The 25,695-nt window shown below is 64.1% G+C and carries 24 protein-coding genes and 2 riboswitches; of the genes, 19 read left to right on the top strand and 5 right to left on the bottom strand.

Features of this window, described 5'->3' with window-relative positions; genetic code table 11:
* Window positions 1-6: 6 nt before the first annotated feature.
* The 7 genes from DCO45_RS01270 (at window position 7) to DCO45_RS01300 (ending at window position 4,804) form a co-directional block, all read left to right on the top strand.
* Window positions 7-294 carry an SWIB/MDM2 domain-containing protein gene (locus DCO45_RS01270; RefSeq protein WP_021028612.1) on the top strand — a complete coding sequence of 96 codons (288 nt, stop codon included), beginning with the start codon at window positions 7-9 and terminating at the stop codon, window positions 292-294.
* Between the two features lie 510 nt (window positions 295-804).
* Window positions 805-1,077 (top strand): (2Fe-2S)-binding protein, encoded by a 273-nt coding sequence (locus tag DCO45_RS01275; protein ID WP_021028611.1) that lies wholly within the window; start codon window positions 805-807, stop codon window positions 1,075-1,077.
* A gap of 102 nt (window positions 1,078-1,179) precedes the next feature.
* Complete coding sequence (locus DCO45_RS01280; protein WP_116924137.1) at window positions 1,180-1,908, top strand: energy transducer TonB; 729 nt, start codon at window positions 1,180-1,182, stop codon at window positions 1,906-1,908.
* 23 nt (window positions 1,909-1,931) lie between these two features.
* Window positions 1,932-2,657: a MotA/TolQ/ExbB proton channel family protein gene (locus tag DCO45_RS01285; protein WP_021028610.1), complete on the top strand. Its 726-nt coding sequence runs from the start codon at window positions 1,932-1,934 to the stop codon at window positions 2,655-2,657.
* Between the two features lie 2 nt (window positions 2,658-2,659).
* The gene (locus DCO45_RS01290; protein WP_116924138.1) at window positions 2,660-3,073 is read left to right on the top strand and encodes a biopolymer transporter ExbD; all 414 of its coding nucleotides are present in this window, start codon (window positions 2,660-2,662) and stop codon (window positions 3,071-3,073) included.
* 292 nt (window positions 3,074-3,365) lie between these two features.
* Window positions 3,366-4,358 (top strand): tripartite tricarboxylate transporter substrate binding protein, encoded by a 993-nt coding sequence (locus DCO45_RS01295; RefSeq protein WP_243419205.1) that lies wholly within the window; start codon window positions 3,366-3,368, stop codon window positions 4,356-4,358.
* Between the two features lie 245 nt (window positions 4,359-4,603).
* Window positions 4,604-4,804 (top strand): hemin uptake protein HemP, encoded by a 201-nt coding sequence (locus DCO45_RS01300; protein WP_021028607.1) that lies wholly within the window; start codon window positions 4,604-4,606, stop codon window positions 4,802-4,804.
* A gap of 140 nt (window positions 4,805-4,944) precedes the next feature.
* Here DCO45_RS01300 and DCO45_RS01305 read toward each other — a convergent pair whose 3' ends face one another.
* Window positions 4,945-5,406: an Lrp/AsnC family transcriptional regulator gene (locus DCO45_RS01305; protein ID WP_116924140.1), complete on the bottom strand. Its 462-nt coding sequence runs from the start codon at window positions 5,404-5,406 to the stop codon at window positions 4,945-4,947.
* A gap of 550 nt (window positions 5,407-5,956) precedes the next feature.
* Here DCO45_RS01305 and DCO45_RS01310 point away from each other — a divergent pair.
* The 10 genes from DCO45_RS01310 (at window position 5,957) to DCO45_RS01355 (ending at window position 19,234) form a co-directional block, all read left to right on the top strand.
* Entirely contained in the window at window positions 5,957-7,081 is a 1,125-nt protein-coding gene (locus DCO45_RS01310) for a sterol desaturase family protein (RefSeq protein ID WP_116924141.1), read from the top strand.
* Window positions 7,082-7,129: 48 nt separating this feature from the next.
* Window positions 7,130-7,885, top strand: a complete 756-nt coding sequence (locus tag DCO45_RS01315) for a nucleotidyltransferase family protein (protein WP_116924142.1) — start codon at window positions 7,130-7,132, stop codon at window positions 7,883-7,885.
* 311 nt (window positions 7,886-8,196) lie between these two features.
* Complete coding sequence (locus DCO45_RS01320; protein WP_116924143.1) at window positions 8,197-9,174, top strand: TRAP transporter substrate-binding protein; 978 nt, start codon at window positions 8,197-8,199, stop codon at window positions 9,172-9,174.
* Window positions 9,175-9,333: 159 nt separating this feature from the next.
* Complete coding sequence (locus tag DCO45_RS01325) at window positions 9,334-9,828, top strand: TRAP transporter small permease (protein WP_116924473.1); 495 nt, start codon at window positions 9,334-9,336, stop codon at window positions 9,826-9,828.
* On the top strand, window positions 9,825-11,099 hold the full coding sequence (locus tag DCO45_RS01330) for a TRAP transporter large permease (RefSeq protein WP_116924144.1): 1,275 nt from the start codon (window positions 9,825-9,827) through the stop codon (window positions 11,097-11,099). Before DCO45_RS01325 ends, DCO45_RS01330 begins: the two co-directional genes overlap by 4 nt.
* 97 nt (window positions 11,100-11,196) lie before the next feature.
* Window positions 11,197-11,316: riboswitch (glycine riboswitch) on the top strand.
* An 18-nt stretch (window positions 11,317-11,334) separates the two neighbouring features.
* A riboswitch (glycine riboswitch) is annotated at window positions 11,335-11,446 on the top strand.
* 51 nt (window positions 11,447-11,497) lie between these two features.
* Window positions 11,498-12,631 (top strand): glycine cleavage system aminomethyltransferase GcvT, encoded by a 1,134-nt coding sequence (gene gcvT / locus DCO45_RS01335; RefSeq protein WP_116924145.1) that lies wholly within the window; start codon window positions 11,498-11,500, stop codon window positions 12,629-12,631.
* A 70-nt stretch (window positions 12,632-12,701) separates the two neighbouring features.
* Window positions 12,702-13,076, top strand: a complete 375-nt coding sequence (gene gcvH, locus DCO45_RS01340; protein ID WP_021028599.1) for a glycine cleavage system protein GcvH — start codon at window positions 12,702-12,704, stop codon at window positions 13,074-13,076.
* Between the two features lie 147 nt (window positions 13,077-13,223).
* Window positions 13,224-16,124 (top strand): aminomethyl-transferring glycine dehydrogenase, encoded by a 2,901-nt coding sequence (gcvP, locus tag DCO45_RS01345; protein ID WP_116924146.1) that lies wholly within the window; start codon window positions 13,224-13,226, stop codon window positions 16,122-16,124.
* A gap of 118 nt (window positions 16,125-16,242) precedes the next feature.
* Complete coding sequence (locus DCO45_RS01350; RefSeq protein ID WP_116924147.1) at window positions 16,243-16,995, top strand: sulfite exporter TauE/SafE family protein; 753 nt, start codon at window positions 16,243-16,245, stop codon at window positions 16,993-16,995.
* Between the two features lie 220 nt (window positions 16,996-17,215).
* Window positions 17,216-19,234, top strand: coding sequence for a diguanylate cyclase (locus tag DCO45_RS01355; protein ID WP_116924148.1), 2,019 nt, complete (start codon window positions 17,216-17,218; stop codon window positions 19,232-19,234).
* An 89-nt stretch (window positions 19,235-19,323) separates the two neighbouring features.
* On the opposite strand, the gene mltG is transcribed toward DCO45_RS01355, so the two are convergent.
* Entirely contained in the window at window positions 19,324-20,349 is a 1,026-nt protein-coding gene (gene mltG / locus DCO45_RS01360; RefSeq protein WP_165841091.1) for an endolytic transglycosylase MltG, read from the bottom strand.
* Between the two features lie 10 nt (window positions 20,350-20,359).
* Here mltG and DCO45_RS01365 point away from each other — a divergent pair, with 10 nt between their 5' ends.
* Complete coding sequence (locus tag DCO45_RS01365; protein WP_116924149.1) at window positions 20,360-21,280, top strand: folate-binding protein YgfZ; 921 nt, start codon at window positions 20,360-20,362, stop codon at window positions 21,278-21,280.
* Between the two features lie 313 nt (window positions 21,281-21,593).
* On the opposite strand, the gene DCO45_RS01370 is transcribed toward DCO45_RS01365, so the two are convergent.
* From DCO45_RS01370 to DCO45_RS01380, 3 genes are all read right to left on the bottom strand, one after another.
* On the bottom strand, window positions 21,594-22,505 hold the full coding sequence (locus DCO45_RS01370) for a YbgC/FadM family acyl-CoA thioesterase (protein WP_116924150.1): 912 nt from the start codon (window positions 22,503-22,505) through the stop codon (window positions 21,594-21,596).
* Between the two features lie 59 nt (window positions 22,506-22,564).
* Window positions 22,565-23,479 (bottom strand): alpha/beta hydrolase, encoded by a 915-nt coding sequence (locus DCO45_RS01375; protein ID WP_116924475.1) that lies wholly within the window; start codon window positions 23,477-23,479, stop codon window positions 22,565-22,567.
* 410 nt (window positions 23,480-23,889) lie between these two features.
* Complete coding sequence (locus tag DCO45_RS01380) at window positions 23,890-24,777, bottom strand: fumarylacetoacetate hydrolase (protein ID WP_232539369.1); 888 nt, start codon at window positions 24,775-24,777, stop codon at window positions 23,890-23,892.
* Window positions 24,778-25,094: 317 nt separating this feature from the next.
* On the opposite strand from DCO45_RS01380, the gene DCO45_RS01385 reads away from it, so the two are divergent.
* Complete coding sequence (locus DCO45_RS01385) at window positions 25,095-25,652, top strand: DUF2007 domain-containing protein (protein WP_116924151.1); 558 nt, start codon at window positions 25,095-25,097, stop codon at window positions 25,650-25,652.
* The last annotated feature ends 43 nt before the right edge of the window (window positions 25,653-25,695 follow it).

Here is a 25,695-nt window from a genome sequence, read left to right on the forward strand (position 1 = left end):
CAAAACATGGCAACCGCATCTAAGACCGCAGCGCCTGCAAAGAAGCGCACCCCCAACGCAGCCTTCATGAAGCCGCTGACCCCAAGCCCAGAACTGGGCGCCGTTGTGGGCACCGCTCCGCTGCCACGCACGGAAATCATCAGCAAGCTGTGGGTCTACATCAAGGCCCACAACCTGCAAGACGCCGCCAACAAGCGCATGATCAACGCCGATGACAAGCTCAAGAAGGTGTTTGGCAAGCCCCAGGTGTCGATGTTCGAGATGGCTGGCCTGATCGGCAAGCACGTCAAGTAAGTCCTGCCGACTTTCCTCAGCGCACTCCTTTGCGCTGCAGACCAGAAACCAGCATCCGCCATGCTGGTTTTTTTACGCCTTTTCTTCACAGGCAGTGACCTCCCAAGCGCTGCGCCATGGCGCCGTGGCCTTTATGGATGGATGGCAAGGGCCGTGCAAAGCGCGCAAAGGGACATTTCCTCGGGCAGCGATAGGAGCCTTTTCTGCCCGCATTCGCCCTCCTCATGCAGCATTCAACCGCTCTTCGCCCGCTGTCGCGGCCTGGCAGATCTGTGTGAAGCCGCCAAGGCCCGCTATTTTTTGTGTAAGCATGCTTCCAACAGCGGATGGCACAGACTATTGATTCATAACAATAAATACTCACAATCTGGTCCAGATACACAGGCTATCGCCTACCTATGGGCCACAGCACCCCTATTGCGCTCAGGAGTTTATTGCGAATGCGACAAATTCTTATTTATAATCCCCATCAGTTATTCACTAGCCAGCCACCACGCTGCTTATCTGACCATGATCGTTTGTGTTTGCCGCCGAGTCTCGGACAAAGAGATTGCTCGCCACGCGCATGCGGGGATGTCGTTCGATGAGATCCAGTTCGAACTGGGTGTTGGACTGCAATGCGGCTGCTGCGAAGGTTGTGCCCGCGATGTGGTCGAGCAATGCAGCGCGTCCCGTCCGGTTGCCGCCTTGCGCAATGAAGCCGCAGTGCACCCGGTCCAGCTTGCCACCACCATCATGGAAAGCAAAGCATGGAACTCTTCGCCGCTGTCCTCGGTAGCCTGATTCTGGTCGCTGCCTCTCTCTGGTGGGTCTTTCAGAAATAAGCCACCAACGCATTGATATGCCGTGCTGCGGCTTCAGGCTGCAGCATTTTTTATTGCCCTTATGCTCTCACCAGACCCTTACAGCCCCTCCAAAAAAATGGGGCGCAATATCGTGGTTACGGGTTCGGTGCTGGCAGCGCACGTCGCAGGTCTTTGGGCCTTGCAGGCGGGCCTGCTCAAAAGTGCAGCCATCGAGATGCCCAAGCCCGAACCGGTCATGGTGCAGCTGATTGCGCCCGAGCCGATGCCGGTGGTTGCGCCGCCCCCTCCTCCGACCCCCAAGCCGCCGCCGCCCGCACCGAAGCCGCCGCCAAAGCCCACGCCCAAGCCCGTCCCCAAACCTGCGCCCAAGCCCCAGGCGATCAAGGATCCGACGCCTGCACCCAATGCAGTGACCGGCACCACCGAGGCCCAGCCACCGGCACCGCCCATCGAGGCACCGCCGCCCGCTCCGCCGTCTCCTCCACCGGCTCCGCCCGCACCGCCAGCGCCTCCACCGCCACCGGTGATCCAGCTGCCATCGAGCAATGCCGCCTACCTGAACAACCCCGCTCCGCAGTACCCGGCCATCAGCCGCCGTATGGGCGAGACCGGGACCACCATCGTGCGCGCCTACATCGACGAAGAAGGCAAGCCCCAGGAGCTGCAGCTCAAGCAGTCCAGCGGCTATGACCGCCTGGACCAGGCCGCCATGGACACGGTGCGCAAATGGCGCTTCAAGGCAGGCACCTCCAACGGAACTCCCCGGCCCATGTGGGTCAACGTGCCCATCAAGTGGGAACTCAATTAAATCGAACGGAAATAGGATCAGTTATGGACTCGCAATTCGGCATCGCCCACGTCTGGGCTCAGGGAGATTTCGTGACCAAGACGGTCGCCGTCATTCTGGTGGCCATGTCTCTCGCTTCCTGGATCGTGATCGTCATCAAGGCGCTCGATATCATGCGTTTCAAGAAGTACGCCCGCAATGCCCAGGACTTCTGGCACAGCGCTGACTTCGCAGCCGGCCTGAGCAAGCTGGGCGAACAAGGCGACAACCCGTTCCGCCAGTTGGCCATCGAAGGCCGCGAAGCCACCGCCCACCACCGCAAGACGGCCGAGCACCTGCATGACTCGCTGGACGTCAGCGACTGGATCACGCGCTGCCTGCGCAATGGCATCGACGAGTTCACCGCGCGCGCCCAATCGGGTCTGGCCGTGCTCGCATCGGTGGGCTCCACCGCCCCCTTCATCGGCCTGTTCGGCACCGTCTGGGGCATCTACCACGCGCTGGTGGCCATCGGCATGTCGGGCCAGTCCTCGATCGACAAGGTCGCCGGCCCAATCGGTGAAGCGCTGATCATGACCGCACTGGGTCTGGCTGTGGCCATCCCTGCCGTGCTGGGCTACAACGCACTGGTGCGTGGCAACAAGTCGGTGCTCAACCGCCTCAACAGCTTTGCCCATGACCTGCATGCCTTCTTCGTGACCGGCACCCGCCTGAATGTGGACTCCAGCAAGCCCGGCGCCGTGGTCACGCCGCTCAAGAAAGGTGCCTGATCATGGCTTTTGGAACGCAAGACGATGCCGATGAGGTCATGAACGAGATCAACATGACGCCCTTGGTCGACGTCATGTTGGTGCTGCTCATCATCTTCATCATCACCGTGCCGGTGATGAAGCACTCGGTCAACATCGACCTGCCGCGTGCCGTCAACACGCCGGAAGACGCCAAGCCCGACACCATCCAGCTGGCCATCCTGCCCGATGGCACGTACAACTGGAACGGCAAGGCCGTGACCGACGCCGAGCTGGAATCCAATATGCAGGCCGAGGCCCGCAAGGAGCCCCAGCCCGAGCTGCACATCCGCGGTGCCCGTGATGTGAAGTACGAGAAAGTGGCCCAGGCCATGGCCGCTGCCCAGCGCAGCAACTTGAAGAAAATCGGCTTTATCACCGACCAGGTGGGCGAGTAAACTGCCCACCCTCCCGGCAAGGGCTCCAGCAGGAGCCCTTTTTTCATGGCGGATGCAGACCGGATCAGGTTTACCCGCAGTGACGCCCAAGCGACGCCAGCAGCCCGCTTGCCCTGCCTAAACTGGACCGCAGGACAAGCGCCGTGGCGACCTGTACTGGCCGAAGCAGCGGCGGGCAAACCGACCATCACCAGCGCCTCCCCCAACTATCACTAGATTGAGGAGACACCGATTGATGCAGACGTCCCGCACTCAGCCATCCCTATTCCCAAAACCTTTGCGCCGGCGCCAGATGCTGCGCCTGGCGCTGGCCAGCGCAGCCGCTGCCAGTGGCCTGCCGCTCGCCACGGTCGCGCGCGCAGCCAGCGACAAGGCCAGCTTCCCGACCAAACCCCTGCGCGTGATCGTGCCGTTTGCCCCAGGTGGCGCCACCGATGTGCTGGCGCGCAGCGTCAGCGACCGGCTGGGCCAGCAAATGGGCCAACCGGCCATCGTCGACAACCGCCCCGGCGCGGCGGGCCTGCTCGCCTGTGATGCCGTGGCCAAGGCAGCGGCCGATGGCCATACGCTGACCCTGGGGACGACCAGCACGATGCTGTCGAACCAGTTCATGTTCAAAAAGATCTCCTACGACCCGCAAAAGGACATGGTGCCGGTGGTGCGCATCTGCTGGGCGCCGATTGTGCTGGTGACCAACAGCCAGCTGCCCGTGCGCAATCTGCAAGAGCTCATCGCCTACATCAGCGCCAACAAGGGCAAACTCTCCTACGGCAGCTATGGCATTGGCTCGCAAGGCCATCTGGTGCTGGCGAGTCTGAGCAACATGACTGGCGCCGACATGAGCCACATCGCCTACAAGGGCGAGGCGCCGATGGTGCAAGACCTCGTGGGCGGCCAGCTGATGATGGGCATCGGCAGCATCCTCTCGCTCAAGCAGCATATCGACAGCGGCAGGCTGCGCGCCATCAGCTTCACCGGCCCCAACCGCGTGCCCGCGCTGCCCGATGTGCCCACCTTTGCCGAGCAAGGCCACAAGGAAGACGCGTTCACGATCTCCGGCTGGCTGGGCATTGCGGCCACTGGCGGCACACCGGCGCCCGTGGTCGAACAGTTGGGCGCCCAGGTGCGCAAGGCACTGCAAACGCGCGAGGTCAATGCCCGCGTACTGGTGGCCGGCTTTGTGCCCTTGACCGATGACAGCCCGGCGCGCTTTCAGGACGACTGGCAGCGTGAGCTGCCGATCTGGAAAAAGCTGCTGGCCGATGCGGGTGTGCAGCCAACCTGAGCGCCTGTTGACGCATCTTCATGCCTGGCGGCGCCTTGATAGGTGCCTCGATAAGCGCCTGGATTAGCGCCGGGATTCGCGCCTCCATCCGCGCCTTGAGGCCGCACAAGCCCGCCCCCGCCACGGTCGCCAACGCCGCGACCGTGGCTTTTTGCCTTTTACCATGGCAAATGTCAAATAAACACTGGACTTCACGAATACGAATCGTTATCATTTGCTTCAGTTTTATCCCTGTGAGCACTGCCATGCAAACCATCGCCCTACCCGCCACCCCGCTTGCCGCTGCCAGCAAGAGTGCCAGCGCGTCCCAAGGCCATGCCACGCAATCGGCCGCGCTGGAGAGCAGTGAGCTGCTCCAAGGCGCCAAAGCGGTATCCATCGTGCACAACGGCGCCATCTACCGTTTGCAGACCACCAAGCTGGGCAAGCTGATCCTGACCAAGTAAGCAAGCCCCCCCAGTTCCGGTTTGCTGCCCTCCCCCTTCCCTATAGGCCGGCGCAAGCACCCCGCTACCTGCCCAGCAAAAAGCCAACTCCTGCAAGTTGGCTTTTTTATGCGCACCGGGTTTGCGATGCAGGAGGCTCGCTACACCCCCAGCGGCAAATCCGCGTGCTTGAGCGTGCGCAGCACAAAGCTCGACTGGCTGTGGCGTATGCCCTTGATCTTGTAGAGCTTCTCGCGCAGCAGGCGCTCATAGTCGCGGGTGTCCTTGACGACCACGCGCAGCAGGTAGTCGTACTCGCCTGAAACCAGGTGCGCCTCCACCACCTCGGGGATGGTGGCCAGCAGCTCGCCAAACTTTTCCAGAGTGTTGTCGCTGTGGCTGTCGAGGGTGACCATCACCAGCACCGTATCGCCCAGGCCCAGCGCCTGGGGCGACAAGCGCACCGAATAGCCCTGGATCACGCCGGCCTCTTCCATCTTCTTGATGCGTCCCCAGCAGGGCGAGGCGCTCAAGCCTACCGCCTGGCCAATGTCTTGCAGGCTGGCGCGGCTGTTGAGTTGCAGCTGGCGAAGAATTTTGCGGTCCAACGTATCGAGAAGCATGATTTTCTGCACCAGCCATAAATTTAGAATATTTTTCTATATTAAGACGAGCAACCCAGAAAAACAAAATATTTTTTGCCTTACCGGCCTGCATACTTTCTGCATCGAAACACTTTTACCGAAGTCTCTTTCTGGCAGAGCCTGCTTACCGGCAGCCCCTCTCTCCACCAGCCCCCAGGCAGTTACCGCTGCCATGGGGGTTGTTGCATTGCGGGGCCCTCACGGACCCTCCGCTCCACTTCCTGCCGTGGCCTAAACGCCGTCTCGGGCGATCCGCTGCGTTGTCGTCCTCGGCAATAGCTGCGGCGCGCCGTCAAACGACGCCTAGCGGCTCATCCCGATCCGCATCCATGCCGCTTGGCAAGCGGTGATGCAGAGACTCCCTCGCTCGCGTCTTATGTAACAAAACTATTGCATTTGTGCGCCCGTTTCCCTGCGCGCCCGGCGCCTGCGCCATGGCATAGTGGCGCCCTGGAACAACGACAACAGACCGCCCTGGATGCGCCTAAGAGTTTGGAGATCAGCGCATACGACCGGTCAATAAGCACCTATGTTTAAGCGACTCAACGAACTGTCTGAAAGCCATGGCGCCTTGCGCGCGGGCCAGGGCATGGTGGCCGGCGTCATTGCGCTGATCTTGGCGGCCCTGTGCTTTTTGGGTGTGCTGGCCTTTCACTTTCCGCAGTATCTCACCACACCTGAGCTGCGCCGCAGCTACAACGTCGATGTGATGCGCCAGCTGCTGTTTTGGAGCATGGTGATTGCCGGGGGCCTGTCGGTCGCACTGATCGTGCTGGGCCGGGTGCGCTGGCTGGCCGCCTCGGCCTTTGGCCTGGTGGTGCTGTCGGCGCTCTTGGGCGGCCACAAGGTGCCCGTGGGCAGCTTTGCCACCAACACACCCTATATCGGCCTGGACTGGTTCATTCTCGACCTGCTGGGCAGCGCGCTGATCTTCATCTTTATCGAAAAGCTGTTTGCGCTGCGCAAGAACCAACCGGTCTTCCGCCCCGAGTGGCAAACCGACTTTCACCACTTTCTGGTCAACCACATGGTGGTCGGCTTTGTGCTGCTGGCCACCAACCTGATGGTGCACCAGTTCTTTGGCTGGGCCGCCCATGACGGCATCCGGGGCTGGGTCGCCAATCTGAACTTCTGGGTGGCGCTGTTTTTGATCATTCTCGTCGCTGATCTGGTGCAGTACTGGACGCACCGCGCCTACCATGAGGTGCCCCTGCTCTGGCGCATCCACGCAGTGCACCACAGCGTCAAAAGCATGGACTGGCTGGCCGGCTCGCGCCAGCACATTCTGGAGCTGCTGATCACCCGCACCCTGGTGCTCGCACCCATCTATGTGCTGGGCTTCAGCAAGGAGGTGATCGATGCCTACATCATCATCGTCGGCTTCCAGGCGGTGTTCAACCACGCCAATGTCAGTGTGCGGCTGGGCCCGCTGCGCTATATCATCGTCACGCCCAACTTCCACCACTGGCACCACAGCCAGGATGCCGAGGCGCTGGACAAGAACTACGCCGCCCATTTCGCCTTTCTGGACTATATGTTTGGCACCGCCGTCAAGAGCGATAAAGTCTGGCCCACCGATTACGGCGTGCTCGGCGACTATGTGCCCAATGGCTTTTTCAAACAGCTGAAGTTTCCCTTCACCTGGAAAGGTTGAGCACGGTCCTCTCCACTTGGACGCCCGACCCCTTTGCCTCCATCACCCATGTCATTTCCTCTTGATTTTCGCGCCCAGGCCATGGTGCTGGCCGCAGGCCGTGGCGAGCGCATGCGCCCGCTGACCGACCATACGCCCAAGCCCCTGCTCCCGGTACAAGGCAAACCGCTGATGCAGTACAGCATGGAGCAGCTCGCCCGCGCCGGCGTGCAGCGCCTGGTGATCAACACCGGCTGGCTGGGCCAGCAGGTGGCAGATGCCTGGCCCGCCGCGCCCGCCCTTGCCCAGTTGGGCAGCGCGCAGCTGCAGATTGCCTACTCCCGCGAGGACCTGGATTTTGGTGGCGGCATCGAGACCAGCGGCGGCATCAGCCGCGCGCTGCCGCTGCTCGACGATGCCTTCTGGCTGGTCTCGGGCGATGTGTTTATCCCCGGCTTTCCGTTTGACGAGGCCCTGCGCCAGCGCTTTGCGCACAGCGATGACCTGGCCCACCTCTGGCTGGTGCCCAATGCGTCCCACCACCCCAAGGGCGACTTTGTGCTGACGGCCGAGGGCCGGGCCCAGAACCCTGCCGCTGACGACCCGCGCCCGCGCCTGACCTACTGCTCGGTCGCGCTGCTGAAAAAAACCCTGTTCAGCGCGCCCTACTGCGATATCCCTGCGGGCAATCCGCAGGGCACCAGGATGCCGCTGGTGCAGCAGCTGCGCGCTGCGATGCAGGCGGGCCGCTGCAGCGCCAGCCGCTATGACGGGCGCTGGGTGGATGTGGGCACCGCCGAGCGCCTGCAGGCGCTCAACCCTTGAGTCCGCACCCAAACTGACGGGTGCCCATCTGCCAAACGCAATGCCCTGGCAGGGTGGCGGGAGATGGGATGGAGACCCAGCACTCTGTCCACACGGTGACAGAGGCGGCGACATTTGCTTGCAGCCTTACTCATCAACATTATTTATTTATCAAATACTTAGATAGAAAGCTGCAGAAAACAGAAAAGCCCGCCTGCCCGACATCATAAAAACCCCAATACCGAATGGCCCCGTCTTGCCCACAATGCAAAGCGCATGCGGGCATCCGCAGGCGCCTACAAAACCATTCGGCACAGCCGGGGAGACACGTCATGCAGATGAAGAAATTGGCCTGGGGTATGGGGTTAGCAATGGGTCTGATGGCCGCAGGCCCTGTTTTGGCGCAGACAACCATGCGCATCAGCATCTCGGTGGCCCAGAACTCGCACCAGGGCGTGGCCATCGACACCTTTGCCAAAGAGGTGGAGCAGCGCACTGGCGGCCGATACAAAATCCAGACTTTCTACAACGGCGCGCTGGGTGGCGAGCGCGAGTCGATCGAAGCGGTGCAGCTGGGCACCCAGGAGCTGGCCTTCAGCTCCAGCGGTCCGGTCCCCAACTTTGTGCCGGAGACTAAGATTCTCGATGTGCCCTTCCTGTTCCGCGACAAGGCCCATGCACGCGCGGTGCTCGATGGCCCCATCGGCAACGAGCTGCTGGCCAAATTCGACAGCAAGGGTTTCAAGGCCCTGGCCTGGGCGGAGAACGGTTTCCGCCACATGACTAACTCCAAGCGCGCCATCAACAGCCCCGATGACACCAAGGGCCTGAAGATGCGCACGATGGAGAACCCGGTCCACATCCAGGCCTACAAGGCGCTGGGCATCATCACCACGCCGATGGCCTTCCCCGAGGTGTTCACCGCGCTGCAGCAGGGCACGGTTGATGGCCAGGAGAACCCGCTGCCCGTCATCACCTCGGCCAAGTTTGACCAGGTGCAAAAGCACCTGAGCCTGACCGGCCACGTCTACTCGCCCTGCATCCTGGTGATGAACAAGGCCGCCTACGACAAGCTCAGCGCAGACGACAAGACCGCTTTTGTGCAGGCCGCCCAGGCTGCCACCAAGGCCAACCGTGCCCGTGTGGACCAGGACGACACCAATGGCGTGGCCGAGCTGCGCGCCAAGGGCATGCAGGTGGTCGAAAACGTCGACAAAGCCAAGTTTGTCGCCACCTTGACCAAGACCAATGCCGACTTCGAAAAGCAGTTCGGCAAGGCCAACCTCGACCGCATCCGCAACTTCCAATAAGCCCTGCGCCAGGAAAGGTGCTTGCACCTTTCCGGCGCAGCTCCTCCTTTGGTACCCCATCGCTGCTGACGCCGGCCAGGCGCCAGCAGTTGCTGTGTCAACTCGCGCAAGGACGGTGGCGCCAGGCGGCTCTTGATGCGCCTGCCCACCCCGGTCACCATGAAAAACGCTTTTCTTGCTTTCGAGCGCTGGACATCGGGCATCGCCATGGCTGGCGCCTGCCTGATGCTGGCCATCGCATCCACGCTGGGCATGTTCCAGATCATCACCCGCTTTGTGCTCGAAGAGCCCGCCGAATGGACCGAGGTGCTGATCCGCTTCAGCCTGATCTGGATGGTGTTTCTCGCGATCCCGATGGCCTTCCGCCAAGGCGCGATGGTCAGTGTGGACGTTTTAAAGCGCTGGGCACCGCCGGCAATGCGCCGCCTTCTGAGTGGTTTTGTCTGCATCGCCACGCTGGCGCTGCTGGCCGTGCTGATCTGGTGGGGCTGGGACTATGCCCGCCGAGGCGGCGTGCAGACCATGGCCGGGCTCGAATCGCTGTCCATGTTCTGGGCCTACCTGGCTGTGCCCGTCGGCGCGCTGTTTGCCGTGCTCGGCGTCATCGGCAACCTGCTTGAACCCCAAAATACCGAACTGGAGAACGCGCAATGACCGCCGTGATGCTTTCCACGATGGTGCTGTGCTTTGCGCTCACTGTCTCCGTCGCCGTGTCGATCGGCCTGGCCTCCGTGCTGGGCATCCAGGCCAGCAATGCCAATATGCTCATCTCGGTCAAGGAGATGTTTGGCGCGATCAACAAATTTCCGCTGGCCGCCATCCCGTTCTTTATTCTGGCCGGCAACCTGATGGAGACCGGCGGCATCTCGCGCAGGTTGGTGGAGTTTGCCAAGAGCATTGTCGGCGGCGTCCAGGGTGGCCTGCCGATGACCTGCGTGCTCACCTGCATGATCTTTGCAGCGGTCTCGGGCTCCTCGGTCGCGACCACCTTTGCGATTGGCGCGATCCTGATCCCGGCGCTGATCAAGCACGGCTACCCCAAGAGTTATGCGGCCGCACTGCAGGCCACCAGCGCCGAGCTGGGCGTGATCATCCCGCCCTCCATTCCGATGATTCTCTATGGCGTGAGCGCCGAGGTGTCCATTGGTGAGCTGTTCATCGCCGGCTTTGGCCCGGGCCTGCTGATCAGCGCCGCATTGATGTTCTTTGTCTGGGCCTACTGCAAATATAAGGGCTGGGGCAAGACCGATGGCGAAGGCCGGCTGGGCTTTGGCAAGGCCTTGTTGCAAGCAGGCTGGGCGCTGTTGATGCCGGTGATCATCCTGGGCGGCATCTATGGCGGCGTCTTTACCCCTACCGAGGCGTCGGCTGTGGCCGTGTTTTATGCATTGGTCGTGGGCGTGCTGATCTACCGCGAGATCAAGATCCGGGACCTGTACGCGATTCTTCGCAAATCGGCCATCTCCTCGTCGATCATCATGTTCATCATCGCCAATGCCGGCCTGTTCGCCTTTTTGATCACCCGTGCAGGCGTGCCCGATGCGATTGGCCACTGGCTCGAAGAAGTGCTGCAAAGCCCGGCCATGTTCCTGCTGGGCGTGAACGCGGCGCTGTTCATCATCGGCATGTTCATCGAGACCAGCGCGGCCATCATCGTGCTGGCGCCGATTCTGGCGCCCGTGGCCATGCACTTTGGCATTGATCCGGTGCATTTCGGCCTCATCATGGTCGTCAACCTGGCGCTGGGCATGATCACGCCGCCCTTTGGCGTCAACCTGTTTGCCGCCTGCACCGTAGCCCGCATATCGCTGGACCAGATCATCAAACACCTGCTGCCCTTTGTCGCGGTGATCTTGCTGTGCCTGATGGTGATCACCTATGTGCCGGGCATATCGCTGGGGCTGCGCGATCTGGTCTACCGCTGATCGGGCTTGCTGCCAACGCTGAGCCACCGCCTGCCGGTGGCTTTTTTGTGGGTTGGCGCAGCCTTTTACAGGCACGGGCGGTCAGTTCCCGCTAGAATCGCGGCAGTCAGGAGAGAGTCGCCCCCGTTGGTTCCCAACGCGCAGCGCGGCCGCCGAAGGCGCAGGCTACTGCAGATGCAGCTGCTGAACGCTCAGGCAAAAGGACTGGCGCCCGCCGCGCAGCATGAGCCTGCCGGCGTTCCCAGCTGGAGAGAGATGGCGCCTGGACGCCATCCACCGAAGGAGCAAGCCCCCAGGCCTCAAAGCGGCGGGTGAATCTCTCAGGTAAAGCGGACAGCAGGGCAAACAGCGTGCAACCGGCAACGGCTGCATGCCCTGTTATTTGCCCTGGAGAGTCCATGTCCGCCAACGCATCCGCCCTGCTGTCCACCCCTTTGAACGCCCTGCATATCGAGCTGGGTGCCCGCATGGTGCCCTTTGCCGGCTATTCCATGCCCGTGCAGTACCCGCAAGGCCTGATCGCCGAGCACAAGCACACCCGCGCGGCAGCGGGCCTGTTTGATGTCTCGCACATGGGCCAGCTGCGCCTGATCGGCCCCGACGCGGCCGCTGCCTTCGAGACCCTGGTGCCTGTCGATGTGATCGACCTGGCCATTGGCAAGCAGCGCTACGGCCTGCTGCTCAATGACGAAGGCGGCATTGTCGATGACCTGATGTTCTTTCGTGTCTCGGAGCAAGAGCTGTTCGTCATCGTCAACGGCGCCTGCAAGGTGGCAGATATGGCGCTGATCCGCGAACGCATCGGCCAGCGCTGCCAGGTGCTGCCACTGCCCGACCAGGGCCTGCTGGCGCTGCAAGGCCCCCAGGCGGCCACGGCCCTCGCCCGTCTGGCGCCCGGCGTCGAGCAACTGGTGTTCATGACCGGTGGCGACTTCGACGTGGACGGCATTGCCTGCTTTATCACCCGCAGCGGCTACACCGGCGAGGACGGTTTCGAGATTTCGGTGGCCGGCCATGAGGCCGAGGCGCTGGCGCGCAAGCTGCTGGCCCAGCCCGAGGTGCAGCCCATTGGCCTGGGCGCGCGCAACTCGCTGCGCCTGGAAGCGGGCCTGTGCCTCTACGGCAGCGACCTCGATGCCACCACCACCCCACCCGAAGCCGGCCTCAACTGGGCGATCCAGAAAGTGCGCCGCACGGGCGGTGCCCGCGCAGGCGGCTTTCCCGGTGCTGACAAGGTGCTCGCCCAGATCGACAACCCGGCCACCTTGACGCGCAAGCGCGTCGGCCTGGTCGCGCAAGAACGCATCCCCGTGCGCGAGCAGGTCGAGATTCGCAGCCTGGCTGGCCAGGTCGTGGGTGTGACCACCAGCGGCCTGCTGGCCCCGACCATCGACAAGCCCATTGCGATGGCCTATGTGGAGCCCGCTTTGGCGGCCATCGGCACCCAGCTGCATGCAATGGTGCGCGGCAAACCCGTCCCGGTCGAGGTGGCAGCCATGCCTTTTGTCCCTCCCCGCTATTTCCGCGGCTAAAGTAGCTGCTGGGTGCGGCTTTCTGCACCCGCCCGAGCACAATTCACGCCTACAAAACTGGAGTATTCCTATGACGATCAAGTTCTCCCGCGACCACGAATGGATCAACAGCGCCGACACCAACGCCGCCATCGTCGGCATCACCGTCCATGCGCAAGACGCGCTGGGCGATGTGGTGTTTGTCGACCTGCCGGAAGTCGGCGCCTCGTTCAACCAGGGCGATGTGGCCGGTGTGGTCGAGTCCGTCAAGGCCGCTGCCGACGTCTTCATGCCCGTGACCGGTGAGATCGTCGAAGTCAACGAAGCACTGCGCAATGACCCTTCGCTTGCCAACTCCGACCCGCTCAACAGCGGCTGGTTCTTCAAGGTCAAGCTGAGCGATGTGTCCCAGCTCGACGCGCTGCTCGACGAGACCGCCTACAACGACTTCGCCGCCAACGCCTGACGACCTGGCCCTGCTGCTGGTCTGCCACTGAACATTTTGCAGGCCACCAGCAGGCCAGCCCTCGGGCTGACCCACTTTTTTCCTCGCTGCCAGCGCTCTTTGATACGGCGCCAGCCATCACCCTCTCCCACTACACCGCTTCGGACCATGCTGATGCCCTCCAAAGAGCCCCTCGCCGCGCTGGAAAACGCCAGTGAATTCATCGCCCGCCACATTGGCCCCGGCAGCGCCGACGAGGCCAGCATGCTGGCAGCACTGGGCCTGCCCTCGCTCGATGCGCTGATCGACAAGGTGCTGCCCGCCTCCATCGTGCGCAGCAAGCCCATGGACCTGCCCGAGCCCGTGACCGAAGCGGATGCGCTGGCCGAGCTCAAGGCCCTGGCCAGCAAGAACCAGGTGCTCAAGAGCTTTATCGGTCAGGGCTACTACGGCACCTTCACGCCCGGCGTGATTTTGCGCAACATCCTGGAGAACCCCGCCTGGTACACCGCCTACACGCCCTACCAGGCCGAAATCTCGCAAGGCCGCATGGAAGCACTGGTCAACTTCCAGACCATGGTCTGCGACCTGACCGGCATGCCCATCGCCAACGCCTCGATGCTCGACGAAGCCACGGCCGCTGCCGAGGCCATGACCCTGGCCAAGCGCTCGGTCAAGTCCAAGAGCAACCGCATCGTGCTGGCAGGCGATCTGCATCCCCAGACCATCGAGGTCATCCAGACGCGCGCCCAGCCGCTGGGCCTGGAGGTGCTGGTGGCCAACAGCAAGGACGAATGGGAATCTGCGCTGGCCGGTGAGCTGTTTGCCGCCGTCATCCAGTACCCGGCCTCGAGCGGCTGGATCGTCGACTGGAAGGCCGACGTTGATGCCATCCACGCCAAGCAGGCTGCCGCGATTGTGGCTACCGACCTGCTGGCGCTGACGCTGATCACCCCGCCCGGTGAATGGGGTGCCGACATCGTCGTGGGCAACAGCCAGCGCTTTGGCATGCCCATGGGCGCCGGCGGCCCGCACGCCGCCTTCATGGCCTGCCGCGACGACTACAAGCGCTCGCTGCCAGGCCGCCTGGTCGGCGTCAGCGTCGATGTGCATGGCAACCCGGCCTACCGCCTGGCGCTGCAAACGCGCGAGCAGCACATCCGCCGCGAAAAAGCCACCTCCAACATCTGCACCGCCCAGGTGCTGCCGGCGGTGATCGCCAGCATGTACGCGGTCTACCACGGCCCGGCCGGCCTCAAGCGCATTGCCCAGCGCGTGGCACGCCTCACCGCCATCTTGAGCCGTGGCCTGGCGGCGCTGGGCTTCAGCGCCCGGCACCATGACAGCGCTTTCGACACCCTGTCGCTGCACACCAAGGACGCCACCGACGCCATCCTGGCGCGCGCGCTGGCCCAGGGCGCCAACCTGCGCAAGGCCTGGGGCGAGTACCTGTGCATCAGCCTGGATGAAACCTCCAGCCGCGCCGATGTGGAACTGATCTGGAGCATCTTCGCCCAGCCCGGCCAGGCCCTGCCCAATATCGAGGCGATGGACGAAGGCAGCACCTCGCTGATCCCCGAAGGCCTGCAGCGCACGAGCGCCTACCTGACCCACCCGGTCTTCAACACCCACCACTCCGAGACCGCGATGCTGCGCTACATCCGCAGCCTGTCGGACAAGGACCTGGCGCTCGACCGCAGCATGATTCCGCTGGGCAGCTGCACGATGAAGCTCAACGCGACCAGCGAGATGATCCCCATCACCTGGCCCGAGTTTGCCAACATGCACCCGTTTGCACCGGCCGAGCAACTGCAAGGCTATGCGCTGCTCGATGCCCAGCTGCGCGAATGGCTGTGCCAGGCCACCGGCTACGCCGGCATCAGCCTGCAGCCCAATGCCGGATCGCAAGGCGAGTATGCCGGCCTGCTGGCCATCAAGGCCTACCACGCCTCCAAGGGCCAGGCGCACCGCAATATCTGCCTGATCCCCAGCAGCGCCCACGGCACCAACCCGGCCAGCGCGCAGATGGTGGGCCTGCAGGTGGTGGTCACCAAGTGCGATGAGAACGGCAATGTGGACATGGCAGACCTGCAACTGGCCTGCGAAAAGCACAGCGCCAACCTGGCCTGCATCATGATCACCTACCCCAGCACGCACGGCGTGTTCGAGACCCAGGTGAAGGAGCTGTGCCAGCTGGTGCACAGCCATGGCGGCCGCGTCTATGTGGATGGCGCCAACATGAACGCCCAGGTCGGCCTGGCCGCACCGGGCGAGTTCGGCGGCGATGTCAGCCACCTGAACCTGCACAAGACCTTCTGCATCCCCCACGGCGGTGGCGGCCCCGGCGTCGGCCCCGTCTGCGTGGTCGAAGACCTGGTGCCCTTCCTGCCCGGCCATGCCACGGCGGGCGTGCCCGGCAAGGTGGGGGCCGTGAGCGCCGCGCCGCTGGGCAATGCCGCCGTGCTGCCGATCAGCTGGATGTACATCCGCATGATGGGCGAGCCCGGCCTCAAGCGCGCCACCGAGACGGCGATTCTGAACGCCAACTACATCAGCAAGCGCCTCGAAGCCCACTTCCCAACGCTGTACGCCGGTGAGCACGGCCATGTGGCCCATGAATGCATTCTGGATCTGCGCCACTTCAAGGACAGCTGCGGCGTGATGGCCGAGGACGTCGCCAAGCGCCTGATCGACTACGGCTTCCACGCGCCGACCCTGTCGTTCCCGGTGCCCAACACCTTGATGGTCGAGCCCACCGAGAGCGAGAGCCTGTACGAGCTGGACCGTTTCATCGCAGCGATGATCGCCATCCGTGGCGAGATCGCCGACATTGAAGCGGGCCGTGCCGCGCAGGATGACAACCTGCTCAAGAACGCGCCCCACACCGCCGAGACCTTGCTGGCGAGCGAATGGAGCCACAGCTACAGCCGTGAAGCCGCCGCCTACCCCGTGCCTGCGCTGCGCCGCGCCAAGTACTGGAGCCCCGTGGGCCGCGTCGACAACGTCTATGGCGACCGCAACCTGTTTTGCAGCTGCGTGCCGCTGGACAGCTACGGCACCTCGGCTTAAGTCTTAAGATAGCCCTCGGGCTTCTTCCGAAGCGACCCACCGGGTCGCTTTTTTACGCCTCTTCCTCCATCAGCAAAAATCAGCCCGGGACTGCACCCGAGCGCGGAGACTTCTCGGCATGGACAGCATCCTCGTCATCGCCATGGGCGCAGCGCTCGCCGGCTTTGTGCAGGGCCTCTCGGGCTTTGGCTACAGCATGACGGCCATGGCCCTGTGGGCCTGGACCCTGGAGCCCGCGCTCGCGGCGGTGCTGGCGGTGTTTGGCGGCCTGTGCGGGCAGATCATCCAGGCGCTCAAGGTGCGGCGCGGCTTTGACGGGCGCATGCTGTGGCCGTTTGTGCTGGGTGGGCTGTGCGGCCTGCCGCTGGGATTGAAGCTATTGCCCATGCTCGATGCCCAGCTGTTCAAGACCGTGCTGGGCGCGCTGCTGGTCATCTTCTGCCCGCTGATGGCCTTCTCCCACCGGCTGGGCGGCATCGCATCGGGGCGGCTCAGCCGAGGCCCTGGGCGTGCGCTGGCCAATGGGCTGGCGGGGCTGGCCGGTGGGGCCATGGCGGCGCTGGGTGGTTTTTCGGGCGTGGTGCCCACCCTGTGGTGCCAGATCACCGGCATGGCGCGCGACACCCAGCGCCAGGTGATCCAGAACTTCAACCTCACGATGCTGGCCGTCACCTTTGCCAGCTATGTGGCCACCGGGCTGGTGAGCCAGCGCATACTACCGCAGCTGGCGGTGGCGCTGCCGGCCATGGTGCTGCCCTCGCTGTGGGGAGCGCGCCTGTATGAACGCATCAGCGATGTGGCCTTCAAGCGCGTGGTGCTGGGCCTGCTGACCCTGGCGGGCTTGGCCATGCTGGCCTCCAACTGGGCTTGACTTGGCTTGGACCGTTGTGAATAAGTGACAGACCCGGCATCGCCCTCGTGAGGCTGCTGAGGCAGAGGCAAACCACTCCTATAACAATTGTCAGAGTCACTCGCTGTCGCTGAAAAAGCCCCGGACCACCCCCGATAATCCAGTCGGCCTCTTTCCAGCCCCCAGCTGCACCCGTGTCCGCCTCCGGCCCAGCGCCGTGGGAAAGGGTCCAGCCCCACCCATGCCCGCATCATCTGCCCAGACCCTTTTGCCCGCTGAAGGAATGGACACCAATGGCCCTGCCTTGGAGCCCATGGTGGCCGGTGCGCGCTCGCTGAGCACCTACCTGGTGCTGCTGATGCTGGCAGCAGCGCTGCCCATCTTGGCCGCGGGCATCTACACGGTGCAGCATGTGGCCCAGTCCTACCGAGACAGCAGCCTCAACCGCATGCTGGACATCACCAGCAACCTGGGCCAGGCGGCCGAGTCTGATCTGCTCAACCGCGCCGGCATGCTGCAGTCCTTTGCGGCGGACGGCGACTTCTCATCGCCCCGCACGCTGGACCGCTGGCTGCGGCTGACCGGCATGGCCGCGCCCAGCAGCCTGGTGCTGCTGCGCCCCGGCCAGACCCAAGCGGACATGGCCTCGACGGCAGCGCCTGCGTTGCTGCCCGTGCAGCTGGCACTGGCCCAGGAGGCGCTGCGCAGCAGTGCGCCGGCTTTTTCACAGCTTTTTTTCCAGGACGGCCAGGCCGCAGTGGCGATGGCCGTGCGCCTGGGCGCTGCATCGCCCCAGGTGCTGGTGCTGACCACACCACCGGCTGAGATGGTGAGCATCGCGCCCAGCCAGGCCAGCGACAGTGTGCTGATAGCCATCACCGATGGCGAGGGCCGGATACTGGCGCGCTCGGCCCAGGCCGAGCGCTTTATCGGCACCACCGTGCCCGACTGGGCCAGGCTGCAGGCCGTGGGTGCCAACCGGGGCAGCTTCGAGGCCCTGCGGGCCGATGGCGGCCAGGTGATCTTCAGCTTCTACCAGCTGCCCAAGACGCCCGGCTGGGTGGTGGTGGCCGGTGAGCCACTGGAAGCCTTCAACGCCCGCTGGCAAACACCGGTCACCCATATCGTGCTGGCCAGCCTTTTTGCGCTGGCCATTGCGGGCCTGCTGTGCGCCTGGGTCTCACGCCAGTTGCTGCGCCCCATCCGCCAGCTGACCATCAGCACGCGCACCGGCGCCTCCTATGCCGCGGCCACCGGTGGCGGCCAGGTGCTGGTGGTGCAGGAGTACGAGATCCTGCGCCAGAGCCTCAGCCGCGCACGCGCGCGCATCGAGTCGACCTTGGCTGCGCAAAAGCAGGCAGCCGCTGCGCTGGCCGCCAGCGAGCAGCGCGCGCGCACCCTGGCCCATGCCGGTGCGTCGGTGCAGTGGAGCCTCGATGCCAAAGGCCGCGCGCTGTCCATCGTCGGTTGGCAGGCCCTGGGTGGCACGCCCGATGCGCAGGCGCTGCAGCTGGGCTGGCTGCGCCATGTGCACCCCGAGGACGCCGCGCAGCTGCAAAACCAGGCGGTGCCGCTGTTGACGGACCCCCGCCACACCTTGGATGTGGAGTTGCGCCTGCGCACCCAGGACGGCGCCTGGCGCTGGATGCGCGCCCGGGGCGCCGCCATTGTGGACGAGCAGCAGCGCATCAGCGAATGGCTGGGCGTGCTCGAAGATGTGGATGACCGCAAGCGTGCGCAGGCCGAGGTCGCCTACCTGGCGCTGCATGACCCGCTCACCGGCCTGCCCAACCGCAGTCTGCTGCAAAAGCCGATCTGCTCGCCGGGCGGCACCGCAGGCGCCTTGCTGTATCTGGACCTGGACCGCTTCAAACAGGTCAATGACACCCTCGGCCACGCCACTGGCGACGCGCTGTTGTGCGCGGTGGCCGAGCGCTTGCGTGAGCTGCTGCGCGACACCGACCTGGTGGTGCGCATGGGCGGTGACGAATTTTGCATCGTGCAAAACGCCTCCTCGGCGCAAGCCGCTGCCAGCCTGGCCCAGCGGGTGATCGACAAGCTCAGCGCCGACTATGTGATCGAAGGCCAGCGCGTCAGCATCGGCGTGTCCGTGGGTATTGCCCTGTTGACCCAGCCCTCTGACACGCAAGACCCGGACGGCCTGCTGCGCAAGGCCGACAGGGCGCTCTACCAGGCCAAGCAGCAGGGCCGGGGGCGCTACGCGTTCTACACCGAGGCGTTGGGCAGCGGCAGCCCATAACACGCCGGCCCCCCTGCCCGCGCTGAAACGAAAAAGCCAGCGCTATGGCTGGCTTTGCTCAACAGTCCGGCTTTCGCCAGTGCCCGCGACTACTTGCCGCGGATATAGGTGTTTACCGCACGGTTGTGCTCGTCCAGGCTCTGGCTGAAATGGCTGCTGCCATCGCCCTTGGCGACAAAGTACAGCGCCTTGGTGTTCTCAGGCTGGATGGCGGCCATCAGCGAGGCCTTGCCGGGCATGGCGATCGGTGTGGGTGGCAAGCCAGCGCGGGTATAGGTGTTCCAGGGCGTATCGGTCTGCAGGTCGCGCTTGCGCAGATTGCCATCGAATTTTTCACCCAGGCCGTAGATGACGGTCGGGTCCGTCTGCAGCAGCATGCCGATGCGCAGGCGGTTGATGAAAACCCCCGCCACCATCGCCCGGTCCTCTGCCTTACCGGTTTCCTTCTCAACAATGCTGGCCAGCGTCAGCAAATCCTGCGGGCTCTTGAGCGGGCTGTCCGAGGGGTTGAGCGACCAGACCGCTTCGAGCCGCTTGTCCATCGCCAGCATCGCGCGGCGCATCAAGGCCAGGTCGCTGCTGCCCTTGGAAAATGCATAGGTGTCGGGGAAAAACCGGCCTTCGGCCGGCATATCGGGCCGGCCCAGCGCTGCCATGATCTCTTCGGGCGTCATCGCTGCCGTGTCGTGGCGCAGGTGCTCTTCCCTGGCCATGGCCGCACGCATCTGGCGCAGGTTCCAGCCTTCGACAATGGTCAGCACGCGCTGGCTGTCTTCACCGCGCACCAGGCGCGCCAGCAGGCTGCGCGGCGACGTGCCGGCGGGTATCTCGTAGTTGCCCGCGCGGATCTTGCGGTCCTGGCCCGAGAGGCGGAACCACCAGTACAGCAGATCGGGGTTCACCTCGATGCCCACGGCCCGCACCGCCTGGGCGACGGCACGCGGCGAGGTGCCCGGCTCAATCTCCAGCTCCACGGTGGCGCCGCCTTTGCCCAGGACCAGTGGCTGGTTCAGCCAGACATAGCCCGCACCGGCAGCGGCCAGTGCCAGCACAACAATCAACTTGAATAAACGCTTCACAACCCTACCGCCTCCGTGCAATGGAGCGAGCATCATAATTCACCCCATGACTCAAGCATTACAGGGACACCTTTCGCTCCAGCATTTGGGCGTGATCCGCGCCGAGGGCGCCGATGCCGCCAGCTTCTTGCAGGGCCAGCTCAGCCATGATGTGCAGTTGCTGCCCGTGGGCCAGGCCAGGCTGGCGGCTTTTCTGTCGGCCAAGGGCCGCATGCAGGCCAGCTTTATCGTGATCAAACGCAGCGCAGACGAGTTCTGGCTCATCACCAGCCGCGATGTGCTGCCCGCCACGCTCAAGCGTCTGTCGATGTTTGTGCTGCGCGCCAAGTGCAAGCTGAGCGACGCCACCGAGGCCGTGCAACTGCTGGGCCTGGCCGGTGATGCTGTGCCCGCCGAGGCCCGCAGCCTGGCGCCCTGGCAGGTGCTGGCGCTGGGCGATGCGTCGATGGTGCGCCTCTATGCCGCCGAAGGCGAGAGCCGCGCACTGCTCGCCGCCCCCGCCGCCAGCGCCCTGCCCACGCAAATCTCAGGCAGCCCGGCCATTGCGCCGCAGGCTTGGCAGCTGTCGATGGTGCAGGCGGGCGTGCCGCTGATCACCACGCCGGTGGTCGATGCCTTTGTGCCCCAGATGCTGAACTTTGAATCGGTCGATGGCGTGAGCTTCAAAAAAGGCTGCTACCCCGGCCAGGAGGTCGTCGCACGCAGCCAGTTCCGCGGCACGCTCAAGCGCCGCATGTACCGGCTCGCCTCGGCCGCGCAGCCCCAGCCGGGCCAGGAGGTCTTTGCCGCCAGCGACGACAGCCAGCCAGTGGGCACCGTGGTGCAGGCCGCTGCCAGCGCATCGGGCTTTGAGGCCCTGGTCTCGATGCAGATTACGGCCGCCAGCGAGCCGTTGCACCTGGGCAGCAGCACCGGCGCGGCCTTGCAGCTACTGAGCCTGCCCTATACGCTCAAGGAAGACATCTGATCGCCTATTTGTGATGTTCCACGACAGTGGTAACTGTCTGCTTCATCACAAATACGACAATTTCTCAGTCAAAAAAGGCCCCCCGGCAGCCGTTACAGAATTTTTATGGCATTTGCGCTGCAATTTGCTAAAATTGCGGGACTTTGCAAGCAGGAGCCTTTCAAGCAGCCCCTGCAAGCATGACGGAACAACTACTCAAGCGCATCTTGACCATCACACTTGCCGGGTCTGGGAAACCAGACCCGGCTTTTTATTGGTCAAGTTATCAAACCGCTGCATAGCCCCATTGGCAAGACAAGCGGCCCGCCATTGATCAGCGCAGCGTTTTTTGCATCGAGATATGGGCAATGCCTGCTTCCTCATAGGGCTCGCCCACAACGCTGAAGCCAGCGCGGCGGTAGAAGTTCTCCGCTGTGCGCTGCGCATGCAGCTCCACCTGCCGCTTGCCCTGGCGCGCAGCGGCATCGACCAAGGCATCGAGCACCTGGCGGCCCAGACTGCCACCGCGCAGCGGCTTGGCGACGGCCATGCGGCCAATGCGCATCGCATCGGCCCGGTTTTTTTCCTGCGCGCTGGGCAGCATGCGGCCGGTGGCCACGCACATGCCCAGGCCGTTGAGCGCGACCGCATGCAGCGCACTCACATCAAAGGCATCGGCCTCGATCTCGGCAGGAATGCCCTGCTCGCGCACAAAGACCTGCATGCGCAGGCGCATCGCCTCCTGGCCCAGTACATTCCAGCTGCCGGTCTTCAGTTCCACCATCTCTTCGCCCGCTTCAAAGCGCTGCACCATGCGGCGGTAGGCCTCGGGCAGCGGCTGGGGCTGCTGGGCGCTGTCGGCAAACACATAGACCATGGTGGCCGTGGCCAGCAAAGTGCCAGCGCAGTAGATCGCCGCCTCGTACTGCACCGAGGTATTGCCCAGCTTGGCCACGCGCAGGCCGATGTCGATCACATCGTCCAGGCGTGCCGAGGCATGGAACTCCAGCTGCGAGGCGCGCAGGAACAGCTCGCCGCCCAGGCGCTGCATGCCCTCCTCGTAAGGCACGGCCAGCTGGCGCCAGTATTCGGACATGGCAATATCCACATAGCTCAGGTAATGGGCGTTGAAGACCACTTTCTGCAGATCGACCTCGGACCAGCGCACGCGCTGGCGGCTGCGGCAGCGGAAATCGGCCAGGCTGCGGGCGGGGGTGTCAAACAGGGTCTGGGAAGAGGTGCTCATGGTCTTTTCTGTACTCACAATATGGTCAATCTAGAGGCGGTTCGGCAGCAGGGCCGCCCTCAGTCAAAGGCCGCACGCAGCGCCTGGGCCATCTGCGCATGGCAGGCCCGCGCTTCCTTGAGCGCGCGGCCCATCTTGACAAATTCATGCGCCACGCCGGCATAGGTGTGCAGGTCCACGTCGACACCGGCAGCACGCAGGCGCTCGGCATACATCACGCCCTCATCGACCAGTGAATCGCATTGCGCCAGATGGATGCTGGCAGGCGCGAGGCCGCGCAGATCCGGCGCCAGCAAGGGCGCAAAGCGCCAGTCGTCGCGGTCGGTCAGCGTGCGCAGGTAGTTGCTGAACATCCAGCTGATCATCGGCTTGGTCAGAATGGGCCCCTGGCTGTAGCGCGCATGCGAGGGCGTATCTTGGTGCGCCGCGCAACCGGGGTAGATCAGCAGCTGCAAGGCCAGGTCGATACCGGCATCGCGCGCGAGAATCGCATTGACTGCTGCCAAGGTGCCGCCTGCGCTGTCGCCACCCACGGCCAGGCGGCCGGTATCGGCCCCCAGCGCCATGCCTTCGGCCGCCAGCCACTGCAAGGCATCCCAGGCATCATTGCTGGCAGTCGGAAAGCGGTGCTCGGGCGCCAGGCGGTAGTCCACCGAGACGACCATGCAGCCAGCCAGGTGGGCCAGCTCGCGGCACAGCGTGTCATGCGTGTCCACGCTGCCGATCGTAAAGCCCCCGCCATGGGTAAAGAGTAACATCGGCTGCAGCGGGTCCCAGCTGGCGGCGTAGAGCCGCGCCGGGATCTGAAAACCATCGCGCGCCGGGATGTGCAAGTCCTCAACGCGTGCGAGTGCGGGCTTGGCAATCTCCAGCACCCCGGCGCCAATGCCGTAGGCTTGGCGCGCCTCTTGCACCGTCATCTCCCACATGGGGGTGTGCTGGGCGCGGGCCATGCGCTCAACCACGCTGCGCATCGTGGGAGTCAGCTCGGCGATCACATCGGCAGGCATGGACAATTCGGCGGGGAGATGGGCTTTGGAGCGGGGTGAGGCGTCAGACATACATCGTTGCCCAGCCAGCCGGCATGGGCGCAATTGGGGAACAGGGCCGGCTGATTATCAGCCATTGCCCATTCACAACGGGGCATGTCGGTCACCTAGGGACCCTCTGCAAAACTCCCTGCCGTGGTCTGAACGCGGGCTCGGGCGATCCGCTACGTTGTCCTCCTTGTCAATAGCTCGCTATTGACTGCAAAAGACGCCTTGCTGCTCATCCCGATCCGCGTCCATCCCGCTTGGCGAGGGTTTTGCAGAGCATCCCGAGGAAAAAAGGCCCTGCCAACTTGGCAGAGCCTTCCTTCGCATAGGCCTGATGCCGAGCTTGGTTACTCAAAGCGCAACTCTACCGGCTGCGCCCCGACCAAGCCCTTGTAATCCACGCGGATCTGCTGCCCGGGTTGGGGCGGCATCAAGGCCGAGTACGAACCCAGGCTGATCCAGTCGCCCACCTTGAGGCGCTGGCCTTCGGCCTGCAGGGCTTGCGCGAGCCAGACCACGGCATTGAGCGGCTGGCCCATCAGGTCGCCGCCGCGCCCGCCACCCAGCCGCGCGCCGCTCTGGTCGGTGATATCGACCTGCATGCTCTGCAGTGCATTCAACAGCGCATAGCGCTCGGCGCGGAACTGTGGCACGGGCATGGCGTTGCCCATCACGCCCATGCGCGCGCCTACATTCATCGCCTCGACGGCCGCGCCATCGAGCTGTGCGGGGTTCTCCACGACCAGGTCGGGCAACTCGATAAAGGGGACGATGCGGTCGATGTTGTTAAGCACCTGCAGCGGCGTAGTCGCGCGGTTGATGGCACTGCTGGAGACGCGCACCAGCATATCCGCCTCAAACATCGGGCGTGCGCCAAAGGCGGCAGGCACGGTGCTGCGGTTGGGCAGCAGCGCGCCCTCGTAGAGCACACCCCATACCGGCTTGTCGGTTTGAAAGCGCTTTTGCATCGCCGCGCTGGTCAGCCCCGCCTTGTAGCCAATGGGCTTTTTGCCCTGGGCCAGCCAGGCGGCGTTGAGCTTGTTGCGGCTGCATTTGCCATCGGCCTCGGTCATCGCGGCGGCCGAAGGCACGGGCTGCTTGGCCTCATAGGCCTGCAGCCACTGCGCGACCTGGGCGTCATCGAGGCAAGCGGCCTGGGCCATGCCACTGCCAGCAGCCAGGCCAGCGGCCAGCCAGAGGGGGGAGAGACGAAAACGCCAAGCAGGGTGCATCATCCAAAGTCTCCTGTTCCAAAAACGGGTTCTGAATGCGGCCAAAAAAACCGCCCCAGGCACCAACATACCACCCGCTTTGCCCACCCTGACTAGGGAAAGCGCGCAGCCCACCAGGCCGGTTGCCGATCGGCCTACTTTTGCTTGATGCAGGTCATGCCGCCATAGCCACAAAGCAACAGACGCTATAGTATTTGCATGACCAAGAGACCCTCTGCAAAACTCCCTGCCGTGGTGTAGACGCGGACTCGGGCGATCCGCGTCCATCCCATTGGGCGAGGATTTTGCAGAGGATCCCTAGCCGCAACAGGAGACCCAAGATGCGCACTGTTTATGAACCGGCCAGTGCCGTACAAGCCCATGTTCTGCAAGACGTGCTGCGCCAGCACGGCATCACCAGCTTTGTCAGTGGCGAGCATTTGCAAGGCGCGATCGGCGAGCTGCCCGCCGGCAGCCTGGTGCGTCTGCTGGTGGACGATGCCGACTGGGCCGCCGCACGCCGCGCGCTGGAGGAATGGGAGCGCGCGCCACTGATCGACGATGCCGAGCTGGCCCGGGCCGACCCCAGCCTGCCCGAGCAGCCGCAGCCTGGGCCCGCCCATGACCCGCGCTTTGACCTGGCCTGCGATCCACGCGAAGGCGCCAACGCCCGCCGGGATAGCAACCCCGACGGCTACAGCGACGCCGCGCGCTGGTACCCCTGCTGGTGGGCCGCTGGCGCAGCACTGCTGGCCCTGTGCCTGCACTACCTGCTCGGTGGCGTGCCCCAAGCCGATTCTGCGGGCAGTACCGGCGCTGCAGACCAGTCACAGCAGGCGCCGGATGCCGCATCTGCCAGCAGCGAAGGCCAGCGGGCAGCGCCATCCAGCAGCCGCTGAACGGCGACCGCTGCACCGTGCCTGTACGAGCGCATTCCAAGCT

The sequence above is a fragment of the Comamonas sp. JNW genome (assembly GCF_003105075.1).
Classification (GTDB): Bacteria; Pseudomonadota; Gammaproteobacteria; order Burkholderiales; family Burkholderiaceae_C; genus Comamonas; species Comamonas squillarum.

Excerpts from the sequence above, each read along its gene's own strand:
- DCO45_RS01370 (WP_116924150.1), bottom strand. The coding sequence starts at position 22,505 with ATGAGCACCTCTTCCCAGACCCTGTTTGACACCCCCGCCCGCAGCCTG.
- DCO45_RS01300 (WP_021028607.1), top strand. The coding sequence starts at position 4,604 with ATGCAAACCATCGCCCTACCCGCCACCCCGCTTGCCGCTGCCAGCAAG.
- DCO45_RS01320 (WP_116924143.1), top strand. The coding sequence starts at position 8,197 with ATGCAGATGAAGAAATTGGCCTGGGGTATGGGGTTAGCAATGGGTCTG.
- DCO45_RS01365 (WP_116924149.1), top strand. The coding sequence starts at position 20,360 with ATGACTCAAGCATTACAGGGACACCTTTCGCTCCAGCATTTGGGCGTG.
- DCO45_RS01315 (WP_116924142.1), top strand. The coding sequence starts at position 7,130 with ATGTCATTTCCTCTTGATTTTCGCGCCCAGGCCATGGTGCTGGCCGCA.
- DCO45_RS01375 (WP_116924475.1), bottom strand. The coding sequence starts at position 23,479 with ATGCGCAGCGTGGTTGAGCGCATGGCCCGCGCCCAGCACACCCCCATG.
- gcvH (WP_021028599.1), top strand. The coding sequence starts at position 12,702 with ATGACGATCAAGTTCTCCCGCGACCACGAATGGATCAACAGCGCCGAC.
- DCO45_RS01350 (WP_116924147.1), top strand. The coding sequence starts at position 16,243 with ATGGACAGCATCCTCGTCATCGCCATGGGCGCAGCGCTCGCCGGCTTT.
- DCO45_RS01305 (WP_116924140.1), bottom strand. The coding sequence starts at position 5,406 with ATGCTTCTCGATACGTTGGACCGCAAAATTCTTCGCCAGCTGCAACTC.
- DCO45_RS01295 (WP_243419205.1), top strand. The coding sequence starts at position 3,366 with ATGCTGCGCCTGGCGCTGGCCAGCGCAGCCGCTGCCAGTGGCCTGCCG.
- DCO45_RS01285 (WP_021028610.1), top strand. The coding sequence starts at position 1,932 with ATGGACTCGCAATTCGGCATCGCCCACGTCTGGGCTCAGGGAGATTTC.
- DCO45_RS01275 (WP_021028611.1), top strand. The coding sequence starts at position 805 with ATGATCGTTTGTGTTTGCCGCCGAGTCTCGGACAAAGAGATTGCTCGC.
- DCO45_RS01290 (WP_116924138.1), top strand. The coding sequence starts at position 2,660 with ATGGCTTTTGGAACGCAAGACGATGCCGATGAGGTCATGAACGAGATC.
- DCO45_RS01385 (WP_116924151.1), top strand. The coding sequence starts at position 25,095 with ATGCGCACTGTTTATGAACCGGCCAGTGCCGTACAAGCCCATGTTCTG.
- gcvP (WP_116924146.1), top strand. The coding sequence starts at position 13,224 with ATGCTGATGCCCTCCAAAGAGCCCCTCGCCGCGCTGGAAAACGCCAGT.
- gcvT (WP_116924145.1), top strand. The coding sequence starts at position 11,498 with ATGTCCGCCAACGCATCCGCCCTGCTGTCCACCCCTTTGAACGCCCTG.
- DCO45_RS01280 (WP_116924137.1), top strand. The coding sequence starts at position 1,180 with ATGCTCTCACCAGACCCTTACAGCCCCTCCAAAAAAATGGGGCGCAAT.
- mltG (WP_165841091.1), bottom strand. The coding sequence starts at position 20,349 with ATGATGCTCGCTCCATTGCACGGAGGCGGTAGGGTTGTGAAGCGTTTA.
- DCO45_RS01270 (WP_021028612.1), top strand. The coding sequence starts at position 7 with ATGGCAACCGCATCTAAGACCGCAGCGCCTGCAAAGAAGCGCACCCCC.
- DCO45_RS01355 (WP_116924148.1), top strand. The coding sequence starts at position 17,216 with ATGCCCGCATCATCTGCCCAGACCCTTTTGCCCGCTGAAGGAATGGAC.
- DCO45_RS01310 (WP_116924141.1), top strand. The coding sequence starts at position 5,957 with ATGTTTAAGCGACTCAACGAACTGTCTGAAAGCCATGGCGCCTTGCGC.
- DCO45_RS01330 (WP_116924144.1), top strand. The coding sequence starts at position 9,825 with ATGACCGCCGTGATGCTTTCCACGATGGTGCTGTGCTTTGCGCTCACT.
- DCO45_RS01380 (WP_232539369.1), bottom strand. The coding sequence starts at position 24,777 with ATGATGCACCCTGCTTGGCGTTTTCGTCTCTCCCCCCTCTGGCTGGCC.
- DCO45_RS01325 (WP_116924473.1), top strand. The coding sequence starts at position 9,334 with ATGAAAAACGCTTTTCTTGCTTTCGAGCGCTGGACATCGGGCATCGCC.